This window comes from Streptococcus sp. STC1396, from assembly GCF_058933875.1.
The window spans coordinates 77,873-103,450 of sequence record NZ_JBZYCU010000001.1 but is presented as its reverse complement, the minus strand read 5'-3'; the positions used below and the strand labels follow the sequence as shown (position 1 = coordinate 103,450).

At 44.0% G+C, this 25,578-nt stretch carries 22 protein-coding genes; 7 read left to right on the top strand and 15 right to left on the bottom strand.

The annotated features are described in order from the left end of the window. Positions 1–14: 14 nt before the first annotated feature. Both AC5FEC_RS00490 and AC5FEC_RS00485 read right to left on the bottom strand, forming a co-directional pair. The gene (locus AC5FEC_RS00490; protein ID WP_493660931.1) at positions 15–2,711 is read right to left on the bottom strand and encodes a cation-translocating P-type ATPase; all 2,697 of its coding nucleotides are present in this window, start codon (positions 2,709–2,711) and stop codon (positions 15–17) included. Positions 2,712–2,918: 207 nt separating this feature from the next. Beyond that, positions 2,919–3,305 carry a YwiB family protein gene (locus AC5FEC_RS00485; RefSeq protein WP_234550009.1) on the bottom strand — a complete coding sequence of 129 codons (387 nt, stop codon included), beginning with the start codon at positions 3,303–3,305 and terminating at the stop codon, positions 2,919–2,921. A 117-nt stretch (positions 3,306–3,422) separates the two neighbouring features. On the opposite strand from AC5FEC_RS00485, the gene AC5FEC_RS00480 reads away from it, so the two are divergent. The 4 genes from AC5FEC_RS00480 to AC5FEC_RS00465 are packed head-to-tail and all read left to right on the top strand — an operon-like array spanning position 3,423 to position 8,000. Beyond that, entirely contained in the window at positions 3,423–4,724 is a 1,302-nt protein-coding gene (locus AC5FEC_RS00480) for an HD domain-containing protein (protein WP_493660930.1), read from the top strand. 2 nt (positions 4,725–4,726) lie between these two features. Continuing rightward, positions 4,727–5,536, top strand: coding sequence for a sugar-phosphatase (yidA, locus tag AC5FEC_RS00475; RefSeq protein ID WP_493660929.1), 810 nt, complete (start codon positions 4,727–4,729; stop codon positions 5,534–5,536). After that, positions 5,536–6,750: an aminoacyltransferase gene (locus AC5FEC_RS00470; RefSeq protein WP_493660928.1), complete on the top strand. Its 1,215-nt coding sequence runs from the start codon at positions 5,536–5,538 to the stop codon at positions 6,748–6,750. Before yidA ends, AC5FEC_RS00470 begins: the two co-directional genes overlap by 1 nt. A 14-nt stretch (positions 6,751–6,764) precedes the next feature. Continuing rightward, positions 6,765–8,000, top strand: coding sequence for an aminoacyltransferase (locus AC5FEC_RS00465; RefSeq protein ID WP_493660927.1), 1,236 nt, complete (start codon positions 6,765–6,767; stop codon positions 7,998–8,000). 115 nt (positions 8,001–8,115) lie between these two features. On the opposite strand, the gene glmM is transcribed toward AC5FEC_RS00465, so the two are convergent. Genes glmM through cdaA form a run of 3 tightly spaced genes read right to left on the bottom strand, consistent with a single transcriptional unit; the run spans position 8,116 to position 11,100 of the window. Next, positions 8,116–9,468 (bottom strand): phosphoglucosamine mutase, encoded by a 1,353-nt coding sequence (gene glmM / locus AC5FEC_RS00460; protein ID WP_493660926.1) that lies wholly within the window; start codon positions 9,466–9,468, stop codon positions 8,116–8,118. A gap of 29 nt (positions 9,469–9,497) precedes the next feature. Beyond that, positions 9,498–10,256, bottom strand: coding sequence for a CdaR family protein (locus AC5FEC_RS00455; protein WP_304948395.1), 759 nt, complete (start codon positions 10,254–10,256; stop codon positions 9,498–9,500). Further along, positions 10,243–11,100 (bottom strand): diadenylate cyclase CdaA, encoded by an 858-nt coding sequence (gene cdaA / locus AC5FEC_RS00450; protein WP_304948396.1) that lies wholly within the window; start codon positions 11,098–11,100, stop codon positions 10,243–10,245. Before cdaA ends, AC5FEC_RS00455 begins: the two co-directional genes overlap by 14 nt. A gap of 106 nt (positions 11,101–11,206) precedes the next feature. Here cdaA and murT point away from each other — a divergent pair, with 106 nt between their 5' ends. The 3 genes from murT to AC5FEC_RS00435 are packed head-to-tail and all read left to right on the top strand — an operon-like array spanning position 11,207 to position 13,610. Continuing rightward, complete coding sequence (gene murT, locus AC5FEC_RS00445) at positions 11,207–12,550, top strand: lipid II isoglutaminyl synthase subunit MurT (RefSeq protein ID WP_493660925.1); 1,344 nt, start codon at positions 11,207–11,209, stop codon at positions 12,548–12,550. Beyond that, positions 12,550–13,335, top strand: coding sequence for a lipid II isoglutaminyl synthase subunit GatD (gene gatD / locus AC5FEC_RS00440; protein ID WP_493660924.1), 786 nt, complete (start codon positions 12,550–12,552; stop codon positions 13,333–13,335). Before murT ends, gatD begins: the two co-directional genes overlap by 1 nt. 17 nt (positions 13,336–13,352) lie before the next feature. Continuing rightward, a complete protein-coding gene (locus tag AC5FEC_RS00435) occupies positions 13,353–13,610 on the top strand; it encodes a lipopolysaccharide assembly protein LapA domain-containing protein (protein WP_037616871.1) in 258 nt (85 codons plus the stop codon). A 14-nt stretch (positions 13,611–13,624) separates the two neighbouring features. Here AC5FEC_RS00435 and AC5FEC_RS00430 read toward each other — a convergent pair whose 3' ends face one another. The 10 genes from AC5FEC_RS00430 to lacB form a co-directional block, all read right to left on the bottom strand. After that, entirely contained in the window at positions 13,625–14,806 is a 1,182-nt protein-coding gene (locus tag AC5FEC_RS00430) for an MFS transporter (RefSeq protein WP_493660923.1), read from the bottom strand. 78 nt (positions 14,807–14,884) lie between these two features. Continuing rightward, on the bottom strand, positions 14,885–15,748 hold the full coding sequence (locus AC5FEC_RS00425) for an Rgg family transcriptional regulator (RefSeq protein ID WP_493660922.1): 864 nt from the start codon (positions 15,746–15,748) through the stop codon (positions 14,885–14,887). Between the two features lie 539 nt (positions 15,749–16,287). After that, positions 16,288–18,183 (bottom strand): ABC-F family ATP-binding cassette domain-containing protein, encoded by a 1,896-nt coding sequence (locus AC5FEC_RS00420; protein ID WP_493660921.1) that lies wholly within the window; start codon positions 18,181–18,183, stop codon positions 16,288–16,290. 238 nt (positions 18,184–18,421) lie between these two features. Then, positions 18,422–19,828: a 6-phospho-beta-galactosidase gene (gene lacG, locus AC5FEC_RS00415; protein ID WP_493660920.1), complete on the bottom strand. Its 1,407-nt coding sequence runs from the start codon at positions 19,826–19,828 to the stop codon at positions 18,422–18,424. Between the two features lie 82 nt (positions 19,829–19,910). Beyond that, entirely contained in the window at positions 19,911–21,623 is a 1,713-nt protein-coding gene (locus AC5FEC_RS00410; RefSeq protein ID WP_493660919.1) for a lactose-specific PTS transporter subunit EIIC, read from the bottom strand. Then, positions 21,623–21,940, bottom strand: a complete 318-nt coding sequence (locus tag AC5FEC_RS00405) for a PTS lactose/cellobiose transporter subunit IIA (RefSeq protein WP_037616882.1) — start codon at positions 21,938–21,940, stop codon at positions 21,623–21,625. The genes AC5FEC_RS00410 and AC5FEC_RS00405 overlap by 1 nt, the downstream gene beginning before the upstream one ends. Before the next feature lie 25 nt (positions 21,941–21,965). Next, a complete protein-coding gene (locus tag AC5FEC_RS00400; protein WP_493660918.1) occupies positions 21,966–22,799 on the bottom strand; it encodes a PRD domain-containing protein in 834 nt (277 codons plus the stop codon). 328 nt (positions 22,800–23,127) lie between these two features. Next, positions 23,128–24,108 carry a tagatose-bisphosphate aldolase gene (gene lacD / locus AC5FEC_RS00395; protein ID WP_493660917.1) on the bottom strand — a complete coding sequence of 327 codons (981 nt, stop codon included), beginning with the start codon at positions 24,106–24,108 and terminating at the stop codon, positions 23,128–23,130. 3 nt (positions 24,109–24,111) lie between these two features. Next, positions 24,112–25,041, bottom strand: coding sequence for a tagatose-6-phosphate kinase (locus AC5FEC_RS00390; protein ID WP_493660916.1), 930 nt, complete (start codon positions 25,039–25,041; stop codon positions 24,112–24,114). A 12-nt stretch (positions 25,042–25,053) separates the two neighbouring features. Further along, on the bottom strand, positions 25,054–25,569 hold the full coding sequence (gene lacB, locus AC5FEC_RS00385) for a galactose-6-phosphate isomerase subunit LacB (RefSeq protein ID WP_493660915.1): 516 nt from the start codon (positions 25,567–25,569) through the stop codon (positions 25,054–25,056). Positions 25,570–25,578: the final 9 nt, after the last annotated feature.

Below are 25,578 nucleotides of genomic sequence, written 5' to 3'. Positions count from 1 at the left end.
ATGACTTTTGGCTGTTAAATAGCATTTTTGTCCATACCTAATTTACGTTGGATGAACTTAACAATCTCAACAATGACAATCATAGAGAAACTGCCGACTAGGACAACCGTCCATTGGGTCAAATCTAACTTGGTCACATGGAAAATCTTTTCAAGTGGATCAATCACAATGGTTGAAATCAAGAGGATGAAAGAAACCAGAATTGACCAGTTGAAAGTCTTAGATTTGAATGGACCTACTGTAAAGATAGATTGGTAAACAGATTTTACATTGTAAGCATGGAAGAGCTGGATGAGCCCCAGAGTCGCAAAGGCCATGGTAAGGGCATCCGCATGAATCGCTTTTACATCGCCGATATGAACAGGATTGGCAATAGCATAGCCATAGACGGACAGAACGAGAGCACCTTGCAGCAATCCTTGGTAGATGATGGAACTCATGACACCACCAGAGAAGAAGCTAGACTTACGGCCACGAGGTTTGTGAGTCATGACGCCTGGCTCAGCAGGTTCAACCCCCAGAGCAATAGCTGGGAAAGTATCCGTTACCAAGTTAATCCAAAGCAGGTGAACTGGTTGCAAGACATCCCAACCAAACAAGGTAGCTAGGAAGATGGTCAGCACTTCAGCTGTATTAGCTGAAAGGAGATACTGGATGGTCTTTTGAATGTTTGAGAAGACCTTACGTCCTTCTTCTACGGCGACGATAATGGTCGCAAAGTTATCATCCGCCAGAATCATATCAGAAGCTCCCTTAGAAACCTCTGTACCGGTGATTCCCATACCGATACCGATATCGGCTGTTTTCAGAGCTGGTGCATCATTAACACCGTCACCTGTCATGGCAACGACCTTACCTTGGTTTTGCCAAGCTTTCACGATACGAACCTTATGCTCAGGAGAAACCCGCGCATAAACAGAGTATTGGCCAACCACTTTTTCGAATTCTGCATCTGAAAGCTCGTTGAGCTCAGCACCAGTCAGAACATGGTCTTCCGTATCTCCTGCTTCAATGATTCCCAAGCGCTTAGCAATCGCTTCAGCTGTATCTTGGTGGTCACCGGTAATCATAATCGGACGGATTCCCGCTTCTTTAGCGACGCGAACAGCTTCTGCTGCTTCGGCACGTTCAGGGTCAATCATACCGATTAAGCCTGTAAAGATTAAATCGTTTTCTAGATTTTCAGAAGTTAAGTCAGCCGGAACTGCATCAATAATCTTGTAAGCACCAGCCAGCACGCGCAGAGCTTGGTGAGCCATTTCTGAGTTATTAGACTTGATCAGCTGTGATGTAGCATCATCAATCGCTGCAATATCTCCAGCCTTATCACGGGCAACACAGCGTTTCAAAAGTTGGTCAGGAGCACCCTTGACTGCCACTAGGAATTTCCCGTCTGGCAATGGGTGAACAGTAGACATGAGCTTACGATCTGAGTCAAATGGTAGTTCAGCTACACGAGGATATTTCTCTAAAAATCCTTTAACATCATAGCCCTTGTCCAAGGCATACTGGATGAAGGCTGTTTCTGTTGGGTCACCAATTAGCTTCCCTTCTTGGTCAATCTTAGTATCATTGGCTAGGACAACCGAACGTAAGAGTGGCAGCTCCAAGCCAAGTTCAATAGCTTGTCCAGCTTCATTCAGGACTCCGTCATAAAAGACTTTTTCGACTGTCATCTTATTCATGGTCAGCGTACCAGTCTTATCAGAAGCGATGATCTCAGTTGAACCCAAAGTCTCAACAGCTGGAAGCTTACGGACAATCGAATTCCGCTTAGCCAAAACCTGAGTTCCCAAAGCCAAGACGATAGTAACGATAGCTGGAAGGCCTTCTGGAATCGCCGCAACCGCAAGAGCAACCGAAGTCATCAGTTCACCAAGTGGATCTTTCCCTTGAATGAAGACGCCTACTGCAAAGGTCACCGCGGCAATCACTAGGATTGCATAAGTCAGAACCTTGGACAGGCTATTGAGATTTTGCTTAAGCGGTGTGTCGGTTTCATCCGCATCTTGCAACATACCTGCGATATGGCCGACTTCGGTGTACATCCCTGTATTGACAACAACCCCTACTCCTCGGCCGTAGGTGACATTGGAGTTTTGGAAGGCCATATTGACCCGGTCGCCGATACCAGCATCTGCAGCTACTGCAACAGTCAAATCTTTCTCAACTGGCACAGACTCACCTGTCAAAGCTGCTTCTTCGATTTTCAGGGAATTAGCTTCCAAAAGTTGCATATCTGCTGGGACAACGTCACCGGCTTCCAATCTAACGATATCACCAGGAACCAAGTCCTTAGAATCCACCTCTGTGACATGGCCATCACGCAGGACACGCGCAGCTGGGCTGGACATAGATTTAAGGGCTGCAATGGCTTCTTCTGCCTTGCCTTCTTGATAGACACCAAAGATGGCATTGATGATGACCACAGCTAGGATAATGATAGCATCTGCAATATCCTCACCACCTGATGTGACGACAGATAAGATTGCTGCCACCAACAGGATAATGATCATCAAATCCTTGAACTGCTCAATGAATTTCATCAAGAGGGACTTTTTCTCCCCTTCTTCTAATTCATTGCGGCCGTAGTCTGCCAAACGTTGCTGGGCCTGACTGCTAGACAGTCCCTGCTCTGAGGTTTCCATTGCCTGCAAAACTTCTTCAGGGCTTTGAGTATAAAAAGCTTGGCGCTTTTGTTCTTTTGACAAAATGTCTCCTCCTTTTGATGGGCCTCTTTCAAACAAAGAAAAAGAGACCTGTTAATTAACAAGTCTCGCTATTTCATACAAGGCCGGAAATTTCTTTCGTATTGACGACCTTGTAACGGTGTGACCGTTAGCTACTCCCTTGAGTGTATTTATTATACCAAAATTCTTGTAATTTTCAAGGCGGAGCAGCTAGTTTTCAAATTTTTCTTATTTCCATTCGATTTTCATCTGATAGGAAGCGAAGAGCTGGTCATCATCGGCTCTTTTTAAATCATAATGGAGTTCCAAAGCCTGATTTTCTAGATCCAAGTGGTAATGACGAGTATCCGTCAGAAAGTGTTGAGCTCCCAGCGGTGTTGGAATCGCCACCAAATGCTGACTGTCTTTGACAAAGGATAATATGGACTTAGGCTCGGAAAAACGGGTCATGGTCAGCTTATCGGTATTAAATTTCAAAACTACCTTCTCCTTCTCCTCATTCTTATAGAGCAAGTAGTGATAGTCACCTTTTTGTGTCCATTCTACATCATAGATTTGGTCAATCAACTCTATTTGATCGTCTAATTTGATTTGATTTTTCATTCTGATTTTCATTATTGTCTCACATTTCTTTTTTCCTTTCTCTATTTTATCAAAAATTTCTGTAGAATTCTCCCTTTCTACCTCACCCTTTGAATTTCGTCCGCTGAGCATTTATGATATAATAGGACTATGGTTGAAAAAGTATTTCGAGACCCAGTCCATAATTACGTTCATGTGGACCATCAGGTCATTTATGATTTAATCAATACCAAAGAATTTCAACGGCTGCGCCGCATCAAACAGCTTGGCACTTCTGGCTATACTTTTCACGGCGGGGAGCACAGCCGTTTTTCGCATTGTCTGGGAGCTTATGAGATTGCCCGACGCATCACCGAGATTTTCAATGAAAAATTCAGCAATATCTGGGATAATCACGATAGCCTGCTGACTATGACGGCCGCTCTTCTGCATGACTTGGGACACGGCGCCTATTCGCACACCTTCGAGCGGCTCTTTGATACCAACCACGAAGACATTACACGTCAAATCATCACCAGTCCAGAGACTGAGATTCATCAGGCACTGGTGCAGGTTTCACCTGATTTCCCAGAAAAGGTAGCCAGCGTCATCAATCATACCTATCCTAATAAGCAAGTGGTCCAGCTGATTTCCAGTCAGATTGATGTGGACCGAATGGATTATCTCTTGCGAGATTCCTTTTTCACTGGAGCTTCTTATGGGCAGTTCGATTTGACTCGGATTCTGCGAGTGATTTGCCCTGTAGAAAACGGCATCGCCTTCAAGCGCAACGGTATGCATGCAGTGGAGGACTATGTCGTCAGCCGCTACCAGATGTATATGCAAGTCTATTTCCACCCGGCCAGTCGAGCTATGGAAGTCTTACTGCAGAATCTGCTCAAGCGGGCCAAGTTTCTCTATCCAGCTCAGAAGGATTATTTTGCCCTATCATCGCCCAATCTCATTCCATTCTTTGAAAACAGAGTGACCCTGCAGGATTATCTGGCCTTGGATGATGGTGTTATGAATACCTATTTCCAAGTGTGGATGACGAGTCCTGACAAGATTTTATCTGACTTAGCTCAGCGTTTTATCAACCGCAAGGTCTTTAAGTCTATCGTCTTTTCTCAAGAAAACGAAGCGCATTTGGATATCATGCGAGACCTGGTTGGGCAAGTCGGCTTTGACCCTGATTACTATACTGCTATCCATCGTAATTTTGATTTACCTTATGATTTCTACCGGCCTGACGTTGAAAAACCTCGGACTCAGATTGAGATCCTGCAAAAAGATGGTGGTTTGGCAGAACTATCCAGCCTATCTCCTATCGTCCAGTCCCTAGCTGGGACCAGACAGGGAGATAACCGCTTTTACTTTCCCAAAGAAATGCTGGCGGAGACTGGGCTTTTCAGCGAGAAAAACCATACCTTTATGCACTATATCAAAAACGACCAATTTACTTACGGAGAATAAATATGTCTATCAAATTAGTTGCCGTTGACATTGACGGTACCCTTTTAAATAACAAACGAGAAATCACTCCTGAAGTGTTCTCTGCTATTCAGGATGCCAAGGCTGCTGGTGTCAAAATCGTCATTGCAACTGGCCGCCCGATTCCCGGTGTCCAAAAACTGCTGGAAGACCTGAAGCTTAATCAGCCGGACAACTATGTTGTTACTTTCAATGGCGGACTGGTTCAAGATACGGTCACAGGTCAAGAATTGATTAAAGAAATCCTGACCTATGATGACTATCTGGATATCGAGCTGCTAGGACGAAAATTAGGCGTTCACATGCATGCTATCACCAAGGACGGCATCTATACAGCTAACCGCAATATTGGAAAATACACGGTCTATGAATCTAGCTTGGTCAATATGCCCGTCTACTACCGCACACCTGAGGAAATGACTGATAAAGAAATCGTCAAGTGCATGTATATTGATGAGCCGGAAATTCTGGATGCGGCCATTGCCAAGCTACCGCCGGAATTAGCAGAAAAATATACGCTGGTTAAGTCCGCTCCTTTCTATCTGGAAATTGTCAAAAAAACTGTCAATAAAGGAGCTGCTATCCTCCATCTGGCTGAAAAACTTGGCTTGAGCAAGGAGCAGACCATGGCTATCGGTGATGAAGAAAACGACCGCGCCATGCTAGAAGCAGTCGGCTCTCCTGTTGTCATGGAAAACGGCAGAGAGGAACTCAAGAAAATCGCCAAATACATCACTAAATCGAACGAAGAATCCGGCGTAGCACACGCTATTAGAGAGTGGGTTTTAAAATAATGTATAGCTACAAAATTGGAATTTCAGCTCAGGAACACGACGATTTTGTCACGGCTCATCCGCAGGCCAATCTCCTGCAGAGCGCAGCCTGGGCTCAAATCAAGGACAACTGGGGAAACGAGCGCTTGGGCTTCTATAAAGATGGCCACTTGGTTGCTGCAGGCAGTATCCTGATCAAACCATTGCCCTTGGGGATGACTATGCTTTATATCCCGCGCGGTCCCATCATGGACTATAGTGACAAGGAGCTGCTGACCTTTGTTTTGGCGTCGCTCAAGAAATTTGCCAAGGAGAAAAAAGCTCTTTTTGTCAAGTTTGATCCCAGCCTCTTTCTGGTAGAAAGCAAGATGGGTGGCGAATTGCAAGACAAAGCAGAGACAGTTGAGCTGATTCAAGAACTGCAGCAAGCAGGAGCTGTCTGGGTCGGACGGACTGAGTCTCTGGATGAAACCATCCAGCCTCGCTTGCAGGCCAATATTCATAAAGAAGATTTCAGCGAGGATCTGCTTTCTAAGAGTACTCGGCAGGCTATTCGTACAGCCCGTAACAAAGGTATTCAAATCCAATTTGGCGGAGCAGAATTACTGGATGACTTTTCAGCCCTGATGAAGAAAACGGAAAATAGAAAAAACATCCACCTACGCGGCAAAGACTATTACCAAAAACTCTTGGATACTTATCCTGAGCATTCCTACATCACCTTGTCCAGTATTGATCTAAAGGCACGCTTGGAAGACTTGCAGACTCAGCTGACCAAGACACTTAAAGAAGCAGAGAAATTTACCGAGAAAACCAAACCCGGCAAGATTGAGAATAACCAGCAAGAACAGAAACGCCTACAAGAAGAAATTGACTTTCTGCAGGACAAAATCAGCCAAGGTGCTGCAGTCGTTCCTCTGTCTGGCACCCTGGTCTTAGAATACGGCAAGACCTCTGAAAATATCTATGCCGGAATGGACGAGGAATACCGTCGTTACCAACCAGCTATCATCACTTGGTACGAAACGGCCAAACATGCTTTTGAGCGTGGAGCTGATTGGCAAAATATGGGCGGAATCGAAAACGACCTCAAGGGCGGTCTCTACAGTTTTAAATCGAAGTTCAATCCAACCATTGAGGAATTTGCTGGTGAGTTTAACCTGCCAACCAATCCTCTTTACCACCTCTCCAATCTGGCCTACACACTCAGAAAGAAACTGCGCAGCAAGCATTAAAAGAAAGGAAGCCTATGACCTTCAAACTTCTCAGCCAAGAAGAATTCATCCAGCATACCTCAGCTAGCTCCCAACGCTCCTTTATGCAGACCGTGGAAATGGCAGAGCTGCTGAGCAAGCGTGGCTTCAGTACCCAGTATATCGGCTACACTGACCCGCAGGGACAGGTAATGGTGTCTGCTGTCCTCTACAGTATGCCTATGACTGGCGGCCTCCATATGGAAATCAACTGCGGTCCTGTCTCTACCGATGCTCAATACCTGACTCCCTTCTATCAAGCTTTGCAGGTTTATGCAAAAAAAGAAGGCGCCCTAGAGCTGATTATCAAGCCCTACGAGACTTATCAGACTTTTGACAGCAATGGCCAGCCCACATCTGATGAAAAAGTCGACCTTATCCAGCAACTGACTGACTTAGGCTTTGCCTTTGACGGTCTTCAGACGGGCTATCCGGGCGGGGAACCTGATTGGCATTATGTCAAAGACCTAACTGATCTGACAGAGAAAGACTTGCTAAAATCCTTCAGTAAAAATGGCAAGGCGACTGTCAAAAAGGCGAATACCTTTGGTATTAAGCTAAAAAGGCTAGAACGTGACCAACTCAGCGTTTTCAAAGACATCACAGCTGCTACTTCTGACCGGCGGGAATATGATGACAAGCCACTAGACTACTATCAAGATTTTTATGATAGCTTTGCTCAGCAAGCAGACTTTATGGTAGCTAGCCTTAACTTCAAGGACTATCTTCAAAACTTACAAAAGGATCAAGAGAAACTGGGCCAGAAAATTCAGAAACTGCAGGCAGATTTGGAAAAAAATCCTCAATCTGAAAAGAAGCAAAATCAGCTGCGAGAGCTTTCCAGCCAGTTTGATAGCTTTGAAACCCGCAAAGCAGAAGCCCAAGAACTGATTGACAAGTACGGCGACCAAGACCAAATCCTGGCTGCCAGCCTCTTTATCTACACTCCTCAGGAAGCAACCTACCTCTTCAGCGGCTCCTATCCTGAGTTTAACAAATTCTACGCTCCAGCCTTGCTGCAGGAATACGTTATGACCGAAAGCATCAAGAGAGGCATTCCATTTTATAATTTCCTCGGTATTATGGGAATTTTCGACGGATCTGACGGCGTTCTGCGCTTCAAGCAGAATTTCAACGGCTTCATCGTCCGAAAAATGGGGACTTTCCGCTACTATCCCAACCCTCTTAAGTTTAAAATCCTTAGCTTAATTAAAAAAATGCTAAGGCGTTAAAAAGGGAGCCCTATTCATACTCCGCATTCTTTTTCATAGAAAAGGCTTGAAATCAATTGATCTCAAGCCTTTTTCTTCCCCACTAATGTATTTATGAAATTAAATCCGAACTTAATTATTCAATGCCAATCTCGGCACGTACGACGTCCGCAATCGTATCGACATAATAATCCACTTCTTCATGAGTTGGAGCTTCAGCCATGACACGCAGAAGGGGCTCTGTTCCACTTGGGCGGACAAGGATGCGGCCATTTCCTGCCATCTCAGTTTCCATCTTTTCAATAATCTCTCTGATAGCAGGAACTTCCATAGACTTATCTTTCATGGCATTTTCGACGCGGATATTGACCAATTTTTGTGGGTAAATCGTTACTTCTGCAGCTAATTCAGACAAGCTCTTGCCAGTTTCTTTCATCACTTTTGTTAATTGCACCGCTGATAATTGACCATCTCCAGTGGTATTATAATCCATGATAATGACATGTCCAGACTGCTCGCCGCCTAAATTGTAGCCCGATTTCCGCATTTCTTCTACCACATAGCGGTCGCCGACAGCGGTCACCGCTTTATTGATTCCTTCGCGATCCAAGGCTTTGTGGAAACCAAGATTAGACATAACAGTTGTTACAATCGTATTGTGGGCTAATTGACCTTTCCCTGAAAGATATTTACCAATGATATACATAATCTTGTCACCATCTACAATATCTCCATTTTCATCAACGGCAATCAGCCGATCACTGTCTCCATCAAAAGCAAGTCCAATCGCAGCTCCCGATTCACGGACTGTTTCTTGCAAGGCTTCTGGATGTGTGGAACCAACGTTTAAGTTGATGTTAAGACCATCTGGGCTTTCCCCAATAACTGTCAACTGGGCTCCCAAGTCTGCAAAAACTTGCCGGGCACTGGTTGAAGCTGCGCCATTTGCCGTATCAAGTGCAACATGCAAGCCTTCCAGCTCTAAACCAGTTGAAACTAGATATTGTTGATATTTCCGCAAGCCTTCTGGATAATCCATCAATCTTCCCAGACCTTCTGCACTTGGACGCGGAAGCGTATCCTCCTCAGCGTCTAGCAGAGCTTCGATTTCGAATTCGCGTTCATCATCCAATTTGTATCCATCACCACCAAAGAATTTGATGCCGTTGTCGAGAGCAGGATTGTGGCTGGCAGAAATCATAACACCAGCACTAGCTTTTTCTGACTTGACCAAGTAAGCCACGCCCGGAGTGGCAATCACACCAAGCTTATAAACATGAATACCGACTGATAACAACCCCGCAATCAATGCGCTTTCCAGCATTTCTCCTGAGATACGCGTATCACGGCCGACAAAGACCCGAGGCACCTCACTTTCGTGTTGGCTTAGAACGTAGCCCCCAAAACGACCTAACTTAAAAGCCAATTCCGGCGTTAATTCTACATTTGCTTCTCCACGAACACCATCGGTTCCAAAATATTTACCCATTTTATAAAAATTTCCTTTCAAATTTTACTTTACTTACTTGATGAAGTCAAACTCGAACTTGATCCAGATTTCGAACTGGATGACGAGTTTGAATTTTTTGCTTTTGTGATTACTTTTATGGTTGTTTCAAATGGTGTCACAACACTAGGCATGACGTTTCCATTGGCATCAACAGCTTGGAGCGGCACCGTACCACTGTAGTTTCCTGAAATCGTAACATTTGACGGTAAAATCGCCGCTACATACTCAATATTATCTAAAGTCTCTGCATCACTCGTCACCGTTACTTCTGTGTCTTCAAGAGCAACATTCGTGATGGAGACATTTTCAGCTACCTGACTATTGGTAATCAGGTGACGAACGGCTACTTTCTTACTTGCTTTCTGCCCTATCTTGACCGAAATCTTTTGCGGATTGACTGTTGCAGACAGGCCGCTTGGCAGATTTTCCACTTTTAGCTGAGCCTCCACTGTCCCTTCGGTTGCATTGGATAAGTCAGCCACCACACGAAACTTCCGTGTGCTCTCTTGCATTTCACTGCTCAGGCTAACTCTATTTGCCCCGGTTAAAACAACTGTGGCTTCTGAGGTAAATCCACTGATAAAATAGCGTTCACTGTCGTATTTGATATCAATCGGTACATTCGAAATTGTATTGCTGTAGGTTTCTGAAGTTATTTGCCGGATACTGATACTATTTTGAAAACTACTGGATGTCGCATAAACAAACAAAACTATAGCAAAGAATAAAGAGGAGATAATATAGAGAATTTTTTTACTTTGTTTCATTCTTCCATCCTCCTAGCAACCTGTTTTTTAAATTCTTTTTCTCCTGTTTATCTGACAAAAAGACCTTGCGCAGCTCGAATTCAAACTCGCTTAAACTTAGATCGTGCTTGAAAACTCCATTATGTGTCGTAGAAATGCCACCTGTTTCCTCAGAAACGACAAAGGTGAAGGCATCCGAAACCTCTGAAAGTCCAATCGCTGCCCGATGTCGGGTTCCAAATTCCTTAGAAATACCTGTACTTTCTGTCAGCGGAAAATAGGCACAAGAAACAGCAATCTTATCATCCTTGATAATAACAGCACCGTCGTGCAGGGGCGTGTTGGGAATGAAAATATTAATCAAAAGTTCCCCAGATACATCCGCATCTAGTGGAATCCCTGTCGCAATGTACTCCTGCAGCGTCCGCGTTCCCTGAATGGCTACCAGAGCACCGATCTTACGCGGACTCATGTAGGCAACTGCCTTGACAAAGGCTTGAATCATTTTTTCTTCGTTGCTAATCGGGGTTGCTGAGAAAATCTCGGTCGCTCGCCCCAGCTTCTCAAGACCTGTCCGAATCTCTGGTGAAAAAATCACCACGGCAGCAATCACCCCATAGGTAATGACCTGATTGATCAGCCAAGAGATTGTCGTCAGACCGATGATGTTGGCCAAAATCTGGGCTAAAATAAAAATCATAACCCCACGAACCAAGATCATAATCTTCGTCCCAGCAATCGTTTTGGTAAGATAATATAAAATCCCAGTTACCAAGACAATGTCAATAATATTAATTACAATACTCCAAGGACTGTCAAACAAATTAGACCAGTATTGGAGATTGGTTAGCTGATGAAAATTCATTACATACTCGTCCTCACATTCAAAAACAAACGTCCTCAATCATTATATCACTTTTAATGATATTTTTCTGTAACCTTCTTTACTTTTTTATGATAAAATATTTCTTATGAAGATAAATACAATATTGGGCCTTCTGGCAGGCAAGTCCTCCCACTTTGTTCTCAGCAAAATGGGACGCGGCTCGACTCTGCCGGGGAAAGTTGCCCTGACATTCGACAAAAACATTTTACAAAACTTAGCCAAGAACTATGAGGTTGTGGTTATTACTGGAACCAACGGCAAGACCCTAACAACGGCGCTGACGGTAGGCATCCTCAAGGAAGCCTTCGGAGAAGTGGTGACCAATCCCAGCGGTGCCAATATGATTACGGGGATTACCACAACCTTCCTAACCGCTAAGAAAGGCAAATCTGGCAAGAATATCGCTGTTCTGGAAATCGATGAAGCCAGCCTATCTCGGATTTGTGATTATATCAAGCCTAGCCTCTTCGTCTTTACCAACATTTTCCGTGACCAGATGGATCGCTACGGTGAGATTTACACGACCTACCAGATGATTCTGGATGCAGCGGCCAAGGTTCCTGAAGCGACTGTGCTGATGAATGGTGACAGCCCACTCTTTAACTCAGTGAGCCTGAAGAATCCTGTCCGCTACTATGGATTTGATACCGAGAAAGGCCAGGCTCAGCTAGCTCACTACAATACAGAAGGCATCCTCTGTCCCAAGTGCGAACATATCCTCAAATACGAGCTCAATACCTATGCCAATCTGGGGGCTTATATCTGTGAGGACTGCGGCTTCAAGCGTCCTAAGCTTGACTACAGCCTGACCGCTCTCAAAACACTTGAGCATAACCGCTCTGCCTTTACCATTGATGGACAAGACTATCAAATCAATATCGGCGGTCTCTACAATATCTATAACGCTCTAGCAGCAGTGTCAGTAGCTCAGTTCTTTGGCGTTGAGCCAGCCACTATCAAGGCTGGTTTTGACAAGAGCCGAGCTGTCTTTGGCCGTCAGGAAACTTTCAAAATCGGCAACAAGGAATGTACCTTAGTCTTGATTAAAAATCCGGTCGGAGCTACTCAAGCCTTAGACATGATTGAGCTGGCGCCTTTTGACTTTAGCCTATCTGTCCTGCTCAATGCCAACTATGCAGACGGCATTGATACCAGCTGGATCTGGGATGCTGATTTTGAGAAAATTTTAGAGATGGATATTCCTCAGGTTATCGCAGGCGGTGTGCGCCACTCTGAGATTGCTCGTCGACTGCGGGTAACGGGCTATCCAACAGATCAGATTACTGAAGTCAAAGATTTGGAAGCCGTCTTCAAGGCCATTGAACAGCAAGAAACCAAGCATGCCTATATCTTAGCAACTTATACCGCCATGCTTGAATTCCGCGAGTTGCTGGCAGACCGTCAAGTGGTCAGAAAGGAGATGAACTAATGGTTTACAGATCCCTCACTTCTCCTGAAAACCAGGACTATCGCTATGATATAAAGATTGCTCATCTCTATGGCAATCTCATGAATACATACGGCGACAACGGCAATGTCCTCATGCTCAAGTATGTGGCTGAAAAGCTAGGCGCTAGAGTTGAAGTCGATATCGTCTCTCTAGAAGATGACTTTGACAAGGACAGCTACGACATCGTCTTCTTTGGCGGAGGTCAAGACTATGAGCAAACCATCGTAGCCCGTGACTTGCCAACTAAAAAAGAAGCTTTGGAAAGCTTTATCAATGAAAATGGCGTTGTGCTAGCTATCTGCGGTGGCTTCCAACTCTTAGGCCAATACTATATCGAAGCTTCTGGCCGACGAATCGAAGGTCTAGGCATCATGGGTCACTATACCCTCAACCAGACCAAAAACCGCTATATCGGTGATATCAAGATTCATAACGAAGAGTTTAACGAGACTTACTATGGCTTTGAAAATCACCAAGGTCGTACCTTCCTCTCTGATGATGAAAAACCTCTGGGCAAAGTCGTCTATGGGAATGGCAACAACCAAGAAGATGGCAATGAAGGCGTCCACTATAAGAATGTCTTTGGCTCCTACTTCCATGGTCCCATCTTGTCCCGCAATGCCAACTTGGCCTATCGTCTGGTGACTACTGCTCTGAAAAATAAGTATGGCTCAGATGTTGAACTAGCTGCTTATGAAGACATCCTAGCCCAAGAAATCCCAGAAGAATATGGAGATGTCAAAAGCAAGGCAGAGTTTGAGTAAATAATAGGAGAATCACTATGAAAGAAAAATTACACTATATTCTGCTTTTGATTACCATTCTATTGGTGGCCAGTATTTCCTTGGCCAATATGCAGAGCGTTAATGTTAGCTTTATCTTGTTCACCTTCAAACTTCCCTTAATCATATTGATTTTGGTCTCAGTGCTCCTAGGCTCTGTCACGACCTTTCTCATCAGCATGACGAAAAATTTTTCACTGAAAAGAGAACTGAAAAAAACAAAAGAAGTGCTTAAAAATTCCCATACAGAAAACTAGGTTGGAACTCCAGCCTAGTCTTTTTGTATTCTCTTTTGAAAAAGGTAGGAAATCAAAGCTAATCCCATCACTCCGAAACCGATCAGAAGAAAGGAAAGGGTGTGAACACTTGGCAGAAGAGTCATCAGAAAAGTTGCAGGAGGCATGAAAAGAATTGCCAACGTGTAGATTGTTGAGAAAACTCGTCCTAGGTACTGCTTGTCCACTTTGGTCTGGACCTGACTGAAGAAATGAATATTGAAAACCGTCATAAAGAGCTCGCAGATTAGATTACCAGAATAAGAAAAATATGGATGAACCGGTAGCAAAGCAGAGACACCCATGACTGCTACCCCGACACCGGTCAATAACAGGGCTACAAGTAAATTGCCCATACTGGCCTTAACCTTGCTAGCTAGAATAGCTCCAACGATTGAGCCTACAGCTCCCAAACTCAAAATAGTTGCATAAGAGCCGGTCTTGCCGTAGAGCTGATTGGTGAAAGGCAATAGATAATTAAAAGCCGCAAAGAAAAAGTTGACGGCAGAAGCTACCAAGAGCAGAAAGAAGATTTCCTTTTGCTGGCGGATATAAACTAGTCCTTCCTTGATATCTCTCAGGATATTTCCAAGATTGATGGGAGACTTCTGCTTGCTTGGCTCATGATCGGGCAGAAAGTAAACCAAGGCAAAAGCCAGAAAGAAGCTCAGCGCATCCAGCTGAAGGGTCATTCGTAGATTTGCATACTGCATCACGATAAAAGACAGAACTGGAGCAGAGACACTGATGACCTGTAGCACCAATTCTAGATGAGAATTGTAGGCCACGATATCTTTCTTGTCCACAATCTCTGTAATGTAGGATTTATTAGCTGGCCGAGAAAAGGCAAAGGCTATAGCCTGGACCACATTAGCAAAAATCAGCGCCCCAATCATGAGTCGGTCATTAGAGATAAAAGAAATCAGCAGACAAAGTCCAGCACAAATCAAGTCCGTTACCATCAGCACCTTACGTCTGGAAAAGCGGTCCGTAATGGCTCCACCCAAAGGATTGAATAAGATAGAAGTAACTAGCTCCGATATCTGGTAAATGCCCAAGACCGTCTGTCCTAGAGCTCCCAAAGAAGCAAGCCAGATGCTATTCCCATAGTCATAAAGCATATTCCCAATTTTATTAATAGCAGCCCGTGTAATCAGCTGTGCTGCATGTCGATTCATAAAAATACCTCCTTCCATTTCTGAAACTATTGTATCAGGAATGGAGAGAGGTTCTTTGTTTTTCCCATATTTGGGAAATCATACTTTCACAAACTTATCGAAATGCTCTTGGTAATAGGCGACTTGCTCAGGTAATCCCAGCACTTCAAAGATATGCATGACTTCCTGCATTTGCTTGATTCCCTGCTTCTTCTGTCCCTTCTGATAAGCCGCAAAACCCTTGAGATAGAGGAATACATTGCGTTCATAGAGTTTGATGCCCTTGCCAATAATCTTCTCTACGTAAGCCTCAAAATAACTAGCCATATCAAAAGAACAACTTTCCAAACAATGCTGGTAACAATTGAGCGCTATAATCAAGACTAATTTCTTATGGCGACCAATTTCTTTGTAGTAGTCCTCCCGCTCCATGACTTCCTTGCCCAGACGGTAGACGTAGTCCACATCATAGAAGCTATAGAGATTGCCAAAGAGAATCAGCTCATACATGGTCCAATCTTCCACTTGGAAGAGATAATCAGCCACCTTATCTAAATCCTCTTGCCTCATGCGAAACTGACTGTCTCGCTGACAAATCAAGCCCTGCATCAAAATCCAATTCAGCTCATAGTAGAGAGGAGCACTACTAGCTTGGGCTTTTTTCAACTGCTCCGCTTGCAAGTCTTGAAATCCCTTGATGTCATTTGAGTAGTAAAGAGGGATAATCTGACCCATCATGGCCACATGCTCATGCTGCTGGAAATTCCGTGCCTTGTCCATAAAATTTTCAAGAGTCACATGGATATTATCCAAAAGATCTAAAAATTTCGAGAGAGTCATATCCGACTCACCCAGCTCAAAACGAGACAACTGAGAGGTCGAGCAAACCTGACCCGCCGCTTCCTTCAAAGAATACTGTCCATTTAAACGAAAATCGCGAAAAACTTTGCCTAAATCTTCCATTTGTTTACCACTTAAATTCCTTTAATTGCTGTTCTGCTCCCTAGTCGCTTCTTTCAAAACTACCTTCCAGCCCCTTTGTTCGGATTCTACTTTCGGACGAGCCTCATTTCGTCAAAATCTTATCGGCGGAAAATCGGAAAAGGCAAATTCCACAAAAAGAACTCGTCCGAAAATAGAAAGTTCGGGTTTTGGTCTCAGACTAACCGTCCGAAAATCGGATGACCTCACTTTTCTCCAAAATAGCTTTTCAGAAAATCTGACGGACTGACTTGTCTTTAAAAGAACTTAGATTGCATGAAGAATGCTTTCTTTTCCTCGAAAAAATCTCAGAACACATGTAAAAGTTCGTCTCTCGCTCTCAGGAAAACAATTCTTCATGAAGGATTTGTCTTTTTGTCACAGAATCAGAAATTTCACATGTGAACATTCGGTTTTTGCTCTTTTGGGACTGATTTCACATGTGAAATTAAGTATTTTGAGCTCTGGGAAGCTCATTTCTCAAGGAAACTAGGCATTCTTACACAGGTTCTTTTTCCTTCTCACACCTTCTCCGCCAGTTCTTCCCATTCTAGCATGGCTTCTTCTTGTTTGGCGGTCAGCTGGTCGATTTGCTGCTGGCTCTCCATGAGTTCGGCGGCATCATTAGTGGCCTGCATGGCTTCCTGAAGCTGACTAATCTGGCTGTCCAAGTCTTCGATTTGCGCTTCCAATTGCTCTAAGCGACGGGCCAGTCGGCGCTGTTCTTTCTGGTTTTCCTTTTGAAGCTGATAGTCATTGGCAGGTGCTGGCTTGTCAGGACTAGTCTGCTCCGTCTCCTCACGCAAGGCTTCCTGCTCTGCCTTTTTCTCAAGATAGTAGTCATAATCACCCAGATAAAGGGTGGAGCCTGTTTCAGAAAGCTCGATAATCTGAGTGGCCACACGATTAATAAAGTAACGGTCATGGCTGACAAAGAGCAGGGTGCCGTCAAAGTCAATCAGGGCATTTTCCAGCACTTCCTTGCTGTCAATGTCCAGGTGGTTGGTCGGCTCGTCCAGAATGAGGAAGTTGTTGTTTTCCATAGACAGCTTGGCTAGAAGCAGCCGCGCCCGCTCTCCACCTGATAGCATGCCGACCGATTTCTTGACATCGTCACCTGAAAAGAGAAAGGCCCCCAAGCGATTGCGAATCTCGACCTCTGGTGTCAGCTTGAAGTCATTCCACAGCTCATCGAGAACCGTATTGCTGGCAGTTAGTTTGCTCTGGGTCTGGTCATAGTAACCCACTTCCACATTAGCTCCCAGCTGCTCCTTGCCTCTGATGAAGGGCACTTGACCAATTAGTGACTTAATCAAGGTCGTCTTTCCAATCCCATTTGGCCCGACAATAGCTACCGCATTAAACTTGCGAATGTCGAGGTTGATCGGCTCCGACAGGACTTCCTCACCATAGCCAATAGCTGCGTCTTCCAAGGTCAGAACAACGTTTCCTGAAACCTTATCAGCTTTGAAGGTCATATTGGCCGAGCGACCGCCGGTTTCTGGTCTGTCCAAACGCTCCATCTTTTCCAGCTGCTTACGACGGGACTGAGCTCGCTTAGTTGTGGAAGCCCGAACTAGATTGCGATTGACAAAGTCCTCCAGCGCAGCGATTTCTTTCTGTTGCTTTTCATAGTTCTTGGCTTCAGTGACCAGCTTCTGCTCCTTTTGGACCACAAAGCTAGAGTAATTGCCCACATAGCGATCCAAGGAATGCTTGGTCAAGTCCAGCGTGATGGTCGCAACCTTGTCTAGGAAATAGCGGTCGTGGCTGACGATGATGAGGGCTCCCCGATAGTTGACCAGATAGTTTTCCAGCCAGGCAATGGTCTCAATATCCAAGTGGTTGGTTGGCTCGTCCAGCACCAGCAACTCGGGCTTTTCCAAGAGCATCTTGGCCAGAGCCAGCCGAGTATTCTGCCCGCCCGAAAGTTCAGAAATCTTCATCTGCCACATGGACTGGTCAAACTTGAAGCCATTCAAAATCGCTCGAATATCGGCCTCGTAGGTAAAACCACCCTTTTGGCGAAAATCCTCTGACAGCTGGTCATACTGGGTCATGAGAGCAGTCAGGTCTTCCCCTGACAATTCTCCCATTTGCAGCTCCATCTGGCGTAGTCGCTTCTCCTGCTGGCGCAGGCTATCAAAGACCAGCAGCATCTCGTCGTAGATAGTATTCTCCGACTCAAAGCGGCTGTCCTGAGCCAGATAGGACAGGGAAAGGTCTCGTTTTTTATTGATCTGACCAGAAGTAGGCTCTTCCTCGCCCACCAAAATCTTGAGTAGGGTTGACTTACCAGCTCCATTTTTACCGACTAGGGCAATCCTATCGCCCTCATCCACCTGCAGGTTAATATTGTCAAAAAGAAGCTCCCCTGCAAAAGAGCGCTCAATCTTGCTTGCTTGTAAAATAATCATAAGACCATTATAGCAGATTTCTAGGTGCAGAGCTATTAGCTTCAACTAAAAAATACAACCGAAACTCTCTGTCCCTCAATCCAATTTAAAGGAAAAAGTTTAAATTTTTCCAACGAAAACTCAGACCAACAATTCAGTCCAATGATTCTATACCAGACCACTCCTGCTATAGAATCAAGTTTTTATGCATGAGCACACCAAAAAAGCCGAAAGAGTTCAACTCTAACGGCTTTATTTTTTATTCAATGATTTGCGTTTCAGCTAGTTTCTTATACCAGTGAGCAGATTTCTTAGGGTAGCGCTCCTGAGTTTCAAAGTCTACGTAGAATAAGCCGTAGCGTTTTTCATAACCGTTAGACCAAGAAAAGACATCCATCAGAGACCAGATAAAATAGCCCTTGACATTAGCTCCATCCGCAATCGCATCGGATAAAACTTCCAGATGCTGCTTGACATAGTCAATGCGAGCATCGTCGTAAACCGTATTGTCCACAAACTCGTCTTTATAACCCAGACCATTTTCGGTGATATAGATTTTCTTGTAGTTTGGATAATCCTTCTTAATCCGCATGATTTGGTCATAGAGACCTTGCGGATAGATAATCCAATCCCAATCAGTTTTTGGAATATGGGTTGGAGATTCTCTGCGTCCCACACCCTTAATCTGGTACTTAGAGCTTCCCTTTTCACCTTTTCCGTTATGGATGATTTCCGTTTCCCCATCGAAATGACACATCCAGTCACTCATATAGTAGTTGATGCCGAGGAAGTCATTGAGGTCTTTGGCTGCTTCTAAAGCCGCAAAGTCTTCATCGCGCAGGTCGAGCTGGCCACCATTGACTTGGAGAATATGATTCACTCCTGCCATCGTCTCATCTGAGTAGTGCCCCAGATAAGTCGCATCAAGGATAAATTTGTTATGGATAATATCTTCCAACTCTGCTGCTCTGACATCTGCTGGATTTTCTGGATTGTAAGGATATTTTGTCGGCAGTGCATGAACGACACCAATTTCACCCTTGTAGCCCTTGTTCTTATAAAGCTTAACAGCACGGGCATGGGAGACCATCATGTTGTGATGGGATTGGAAAACCTTGGCCAAGTCATACTGAATACCTGGGGGGAATTTTCCAACTAAGTACTGGCCATCACCAATAGGACCAATTTCATTGAAAGTCGTCCAATAGCGAACTTCCGGAAATTCTTCAAAACAGAAAGCCGCATAGTCTACAAAGTGCTCAATATTCTCCCGATTCAGGAAGTCTCCGTTTGAGTGGAGGGCTTCTGGCGTATCAAAATGGTGAAGGGTCACAAAAGGTTCCACATGCCGCTTGTGACATTCTGCGAAAAGGTTGTGGTAAAATTCTACACCTTTCGGATTGACTTCGCCATAGCCCGTCGGGAATATCCGTGACCAGGCAATGGAAATCCGAATACCATTGACACCATACTCTTCAGCCAATTTCAGATCCACAGGGTATTTGTGGTAAAAGTCACTGGCAGGTTCTGCCGTATACCAGTAGTTATCCTTTAGGTACTTATCCCAGGCAACAGGTCCTTTTCCATCTGTGTGGGTTGCTCCCTCAGCTTGATAGGCCGCTGTTGCACCACCGAAAATAAAATCTTTAGGTAAGCTTTTTATCATCTTATTTTCCTTTCAATAGCATTTAAGATGAAGTCAAGCTTGACTAGATCTTATCAAGTTGCTTCATCTCAAATAAATAGATTTAGTTGTTAAATTGCTCCTGAACGAAGGCTAGCGCCCCTTTACCATCACGAGTTAGTTTGATGTATTGGCCACCTTCTGTTTTAGCTAGTTTGATACCCAATTTATCCGTTTCCACCTTCATGTCTTCAAAGTTGGAGGCAACTTGAGGAGCCAGAATAACCAGGTCAAACTCAGGCAACATTTCCCGGTGAGCACCGTAGCCACCAGCTGCTGCTTTGACAGGAACATTGTATTCAGCTGCTGCTTTATTTAAAGCGTTAGCCAGCAATCCGCTAGTACCACCGCCTGCACAGAGCACCAGAACATTGGTCTCTTCGCTAATATTGTTTTGCGCAGGAGCTTCTTCTGCTACAGCTCCTGCATTGGCTTTATCGAGAATAGCATCTGCTTTGGCAGTGTTGAAATTCGCTGCAACTTTTTCTTTCAATTCATCATTTGATTTACCAGAACGTTCGTCTTCCAGAATTTGTTCATCATAAACTTTAACGAATGGATAGTAGATGATAAAGTCTACTGCAATCAAAGTTGCTGCCAAAACTACAGACAGAAGTTGGAAGTTGGTTCCAAGAATAATCCCCAGTGGTCCTGGAGTCGTCCAAGGCAGGTTAGCTGTAAAGCTGTTCATACCCAGAACATCAATAAAGAATTTGAAGATCCAGACATTGGCAATTGGCGCCAAGATAAATGGAATAAAGAAGACTGGATTCAATACGATTGGAGCACCAAAGAGGATGGGTTCATTTACCCCAAAGAAAGTTGGTACGACAGACGCACGGCCGATAGCCTTATTACGTTTAGACTTACAGATCCACATGAACATGAATGGGACAATCAAGGTTGCACCTGTACCTCCCATAGTAACGATAAACATTTGTGTACCAGATGTCAAAATCTTATCTGCGTGTTGTCCTTGTTGGAGAAGCTGCAGATTGACCTCCGCATTGGCATAAGTGATGGCCGCAATCGCTGGCTCAACGATAGAAGGACCATGGATCCCCACAAACCAGAAGAAGGCAAAGGCTCCAAAGATAAGGGTGATACCCAGATAGCCATCAGCTGCTGAGAAGAGTGGTGCAAAGAATTTACCAACTGACTCGGCCACACCAGCACCGACAAAGTTCCGTGCGAGAATATCTAAAACATAAAGTGATACAACAGAAAGAGTGAAAGGAATGACGTCTTTAAAGACTTGTGAGATATTCGGCGGAACCTCGTCTGGCATCCGAATGGTCACATTATTCTTCACACATACCTTATAGATATTGACAGTTACAAAGGCTGAAATGAAAGCAGTTAGCAGTCCTTTGGTCCCCAAGAAACCAGTCGCAAAACCATTTTCTATTGGATCAGCTGCCAGCAGCAATAAACCAACAATAGCTGCCAGAAGTGTAGACATATAGTTGATTTGATTGGTTTTCTCCATGCTTCGATTGACAGAATCGGTTAAAGATTTAGCCGTTGTACCAGCTACCAAAAGGGCTAAAATCCCCATAGAGTAACCGTAAGGTTTCATCAGGAGCGCTTCAATATCTTTTGGCCACTGGAAGCCCCAGGAATTTGGCACATAAGTAATCAGGATAAAGAGGGAGGAGAAAAGAATAACTGGCATCCCTGCGATAAAACCATCACGGATAGCCCGCAAGTAGATGTTACGTGATAGTTTTTCAAAGAAAGGCTTCCCTTTCTCAATAATTCCAATAAGTTTGTTCATTATTTTGCTCCTCTTTTGTATAATTCAATCATGTGTTTCATCAAATCCTTGAGCAACAAGGTTGTCATCAGGTGATCTTGACCGTGCATCATGGTCACACTGTAAGCCAAATCTTCACCTGATGCTTCTTTGGTCAGCAGGTCTGTCTGAGCGTGGTGTGCTTCAATAATGCAGGCATTAGCTTCCTCCACCAAGCTTTCTGCTCGGTCAAATTCTCCTGCTTGAGCTGCATTCAATGCTTCCAACAATTTGGAACGAGCATCACCTGCGTAGGCTACGATTTCAAAACCAAGTAATGTAATTTCCTCTCTGTTCATAATAGAACCTCCTTATATTTTTTAGTTATAGTAATCGTTGAATATGTAAGACTAGATAAACTCGCTCACTATGATACAAGTCTATTCCAGTTTTCTGAGCAATAATCTCATAGAGGCTACTTCCAATTTGATAGGCTTCAGGATAAGTCAGTTTAATCTGGCTCTCCATTTCTAGCAGCGCAACATTGTCATCGCGACTTCTTTCCAAGTAATCTAAGAAATAATTGAGATGAATCATGAATCGGTCATAGAAGTTACTATTATTAGCTGTTCTTCTAATGCCTTGTTTCCTTAACTCCTCTTCCACAGCACCTAGAATTTCTTTCCGCTTATCTAAGTGACTTTGACCTACAGGAGTGGAGGTGCCTTCTGCATTGATAAAATGATAAGCAATTCTGTTCACTTCATCATCAGGAAAACTATCTAAGAGCCGGCCCCGATAAATAGCCACTGCTTCTTGTGCGATTTGATAAGGAACTGGGTATTTCTCCGAAGCATCTGGGAGAGCGCTATCCTTGTAACGGCCTTGCTGGACTGCTTGATAAGAACAGTAGATATGATCCGTCAGTGTAACGTAAATGTACTCCTGAACAGGGTAATGATACTTCTTAGAAAGAGTGTCAATCACATCATAAGTCACCGTGATAAAGTCCAGCGGAACATCTTTGAGCAAAGCTACAAAATTCTCTTTTGATTCTTCTGTCCTTAATCGGAAGATTTTTTCAATCTTGCTTTCAAGAACAACATCCCCTTTCTTCTTATTAAAAGCGATGCCACTGCCAATCAAAACAACTTCTTCCTGATGCTCATTCTTAGCTAAGGCAACATTGTTATTCATAGGAAGTATGATTCGATACATAGTTCCCTCCTTATCATTTTATTGAGCTTTCGTGAAATAAAAATGACCGCAAATAAACGGAAAATAACAAGAATACTTGACTTTCCAATTCATTTGCGGTCACGCCTAATCCAACTTAGTAACGCTCACCCTATTCAACTTATGGTTTAATTATAACATATCAAAACGACAATGTAAACCCTTACTTTTGGTTTTTTTAAACATTTTTCATTTATTTTTGATGATTTCAAACTAAAACCAATCATTGGCCAATCTTACAGATCAAATACCAATGATTGACTTTAGTTCAAGAAAGCTTTAGACAGGCGTATTGAACTAAAATACTGCTTTAAACTCTCTCTTTCCAAGAGGTAGCTGTTTTTTGAAGAACCTTGTTGAGCTCATCAATATTTTCAAATCCAGTTGTACGGAGCCACTTACGAGCTGCCTCTTCGCCTTGCTCAATGTAGTCTTTGACACTGCCAGCCCAAGTTGCACGTCCGCAGAGAACGCCGTTGAAGTTAGCACCTGACTCATGAGCGAAAACAAGTGTTTCTTGGAAAAGTTTAGCAGATACACCCGCACTCAAGTAGATGTATGGCAGGTTGGTTGCCTCATCTTGTTCCTTGAAGAAAGCAGCTGCTTCAGCTTTTGTATGCACCACTTCGCCATCGCCAAATCCTTCTACATATTTGACATTGACTGGAACTTCCACTTTCAAGACATCAATATTGAAACGTGGATCTGAGAAGACTTTCATAGCTCCGATAACCTTGTGAGGTTTCACTTTCGCGTACTCAGCGCTGGAAGCATCCGCAATCTTTTCATCGTAAGCCAAGATTTCAAGGAAGAAAGGAATATCTTCTGCCACACACTCAGAACCCACACGCTCGATATAAGCCTGCTTTTGCTGGTTGAGTTCTTCAGAGCTGTCTACATCATAGTAAAGGAGGAATTTCACCGCATCCGCACCTTGTTCTTTGATGCGTTTTGCAGACCAAACATCTAGACAGTCTGGCAGGCGCTTAGTGCTAGAAGTATCGTAACCTGTTTTTTCATAGGCCAATAGTAAGCCAGCATTCTTGTCCAAAGCCTTCGTAGCAGGCAGGCCATACTCAGGATCTAGGAGCATAGATGAAGCATAAGGAGTCAGCTCTTCTGCTACCAGAACTTTCAGCTCTTCCATCTGTTCTACTGTTGGTTCTGCTTCTTGGTATTGAGCCATGAGGCGTTTCAAAGCACCGCGTTGGTCAAAAGCCAAGGCAGAGATAATGCCATTCTCGTCAGAAAGTTTTTCCATATACTTGCATTTTTGTTCTGTTAATACCATTCTTTATACCTCTTTTACTGTGATTTGATTGTATAGACTGTCATAGTTTTCAATGTTGACATGACCAGTCATTTTTTCTTGGGCATTGAGCATGCCCAGCACATTTGCCTTTTTGAGCAGAGAGACAGCATCTTCTTGATGGCTCAAGGCTGAAGAAATACCTGCAACAGTTGAGTCACCAGAGCCAACTGGATTAACCACTTGGATTTTAGGAATATCTACTTTATAGAAAGTATCCCAGTGTTTTGCAAAAGCGCCATCTGCACCGAGTGATACGATGATCCACTCGATTCCTTCAAATAGCGGTTCTGAAAGGACAGCTTTTAACTCATCCAAATCTTTGGAAACTTCGCGGCCCAATAACTGAGAAAGTTCCTCGTTATTTGGTTTGATGGCAGTTGGTTTGACATCTGATTTAAGTACAGCTTCCAGAGCTGCTCCAGAGCAATCCAGCACCACCTTATTGCCAGCTTGATTAGCCATTTCAATCAGCTGGATATAGTATTCTGTCGGCAGGCCCGCTGGCAAACTGCCCGAGATACTGACAACATCTGCCTCAGCCATCAAAGACCGGAAGTGTTCTTGGAAATCCCTCGCCTCAACTGCTGTAATAGTCGGACCGGCTTCCAGGATTTCTGTTTGCTTACCTTCGTGTAAGATAGCAATACAGTTTCTCGTCGCTCCTGAAATATTGTAAAAGGAAGATTGAACATTTGGATGAAGATTTTGTAATAAAAACTCTCCATTAGTTCCGCCGATAAGCCCCGTCGCAGCGACATCGTCTCCAATTTCTGCCAAAACTCTGGTCACATTGAGGCCCTTGCCGCCTGCTGTCTTACTGACTTCTGCAACACGATTAACAGTATCAATTTTCAATTCTTCTAAAGGATAGGAAATATCGATAGAAGGATTCATGGTCACTGTAAGAATCATCTGGCTACCTCACTAGTCGTGGTACTCTCCACGATCCCATTTTTCAAGGAATTCTGTAAAGAAATTATCATCTGCCTGATGAGCATTGTGACTTTCTACATGCTCAATCTTGGCAATCAGCTTCTTGTTTTCTTCAGTCGGCTTGTACTCCGCATGAATGAAAGCTTCGATGATGTCACACATGAGGAGCTCACCAGTGATTTTTCCGCCAAAACCGATAACGTTGGCGTTGAGCTCTTCCTTAGCATAGAGAGCTGAAGTCATGTCGCGCACCAGAGCTGAGCGGATACCAGACACCTTATTAACCGCATTGTTAATCCCGACACCAGTACCGCAAATACAGATTCCCAGATCCGCCTTGCCACTCGCCACAGCTTCTCCTACCTTTTTTCCGTAGATAGGGTAGTGGGTACGCACATGGTCATATGTTCCGTAGTCCTGTACTTCATAGCCTTTTGACTTCAAGAAATCTACGACCGCCATTTTTTCATTGGTAACGATATGGTCACATCCAATTGCAATTTTCATTTGATTTCT

Excerpts from the sequence above, each read along its gene's own strand:
- lacB (WP_493660915.1), bottom strand. The coding sequence starts at position 25,569 with ATGAAAATTGCAATTGGATGTGACCATATCGTTACCAATGAAAAAATG.
- AC5FEC_RS00470 (WP_493660928.1), top strand. The coding sequence starts at position 5,536 with ATGTATAGCTACAAAATTGGAATTTCAGCTCAGGAACACGACGATTTT.
- AC5FEC_RS00455 (WP_304948395.1), bottom strand. The coding sequence starts at position 10,256 with ATGAAACAAAGTAAAAAAATTCTCTATATTATCTCCTCTTTATTCTTT.
- gatD (WP_493660924.1), top strand. The coding sequence starts at position 12,550 with ATGGTTTACAGATCCCTCACTTCTCCTGAAAACCAGGACTATCGCTAT.
- cdaA (WP_304948396.1), bottom strand. The coding sequence starts at position 11,100 with ATGAATTTTCATCAGCTAACCAATCTCCAATACTGGTCTAATTTGTTT.
- AC5FEC_RS00425 (WP_493660922.1), bottom strand. The coding sequence starts at position 15,748 with ATGGAAGATTTAGGCAAAGTTTTTCGCGATTTTCGTTTAAATGGACAG.
- AC5FEC_RS00480 (WP_493660930.1), top strand. The coding sequence starts at position 3,423 with ATGGTTGAAAAAGTATTTCGAGACCCAGTCCATAATTACGTTCATGTG.
- AC5FEC_RS00420 (WP_493660921.1), bottom strand. The coding sequence starts at position 18,183 with ATGATTATTTTACAAGCAAGCAAGATTGAGCGCTCTTTTGCAGGGGAG.
- AC5FEC_RS00400 (WP_493660918.1), bottom strand. The coding sequence starts at position 22,799 with ATGTATCGAATCATACTTCCTATGAATAACAATGTTGCCTTAGCTAAG.
- glmM (WP_493660926.1), bottom strand. The coding sequence starts at position 9,468 with ATGGGTAAATATTTTGGAACCGATGGTGTTCGTGGAGAAGCAAATGTA.
- yidA (WP_493660929.1), top strand. The coding sequence starts at position 4,727 with ATGTCTATCAAATTAGTTGCCGTTGACATTGACGGTACCCTTTTAAAT.
- AC5FEC_RS00435 (WP_037616871.1), top strand. The coding sequence starts at position 13,353 with ATGAAAGAAAAATTACACTATATTCTGCTTTTGATTACCATTCTATTG.
- AC5FEC_RS00410 (WP_493660919.1), bottom strand. The coding sequence starts at position 21,623 with ATGAACAAACTTATTGGAATTATTGAGAAAGGGAAGCCTTTCTTTGAA.
- murT (WP_493660925.1), top strand. The coding sequence starts at position 11,207 with ATGAAGATAAATACAATATTGGGCCTTCTGGCAGGCAAGTCCTCCCAC.
- lacD (WP_493660917.1), bottom strand. The coding sequence starts at position 24,108 with ATGGTATTAACAGAACAAAAATGCAAGTATATGGAAAAACTTTCTGAC.
- AC5FEC_RS00485 (WP_234550009.1), bottom strand. The coding sequence starts at position 3,305 with ATGAAAATCAGAATGAAAAATCAAATCAAATTAGACGATCAAATAGAG.
- AC5FEC_RS00405 (WP_037616882.1), bottom strand. The coding sequence starts at position 21,940 with ATGAACAGAGAGGAAATTACATTACTTGGTTTTGAAATCGTAGCCTAC.
- AC5FEC_RS00390 (WP_493660916.1), bottom strand. The coding sequence starts at position 25,041 with ATGATTCTTACAGTGACCATGAATCCTTCTATCGATATTTCCTATCCT.
- AC5FEC_RS00465 (WP_493660927.1), top strand. The coding sequence starts at position 6,765 with ATGACCTTCAAACTTCTCAGCCAAGAAGAATTCATCCAGCATACCTCA.
- lacG (WP_493660920.1), bottom strand. The coding sequence starts at position 19,828 with ATGATAAAAAGCTTACCTAAAGATTTTATTTTCGGTGGTGCAACAGCG.
- AC5FEC_RS00430 (WP_493660923.1), bottom strand. The coding sequence starts at position 14,806 with ATGAATCGACATGCAGCACAGCTGATTACACGGGCTGCTATTAATAAA.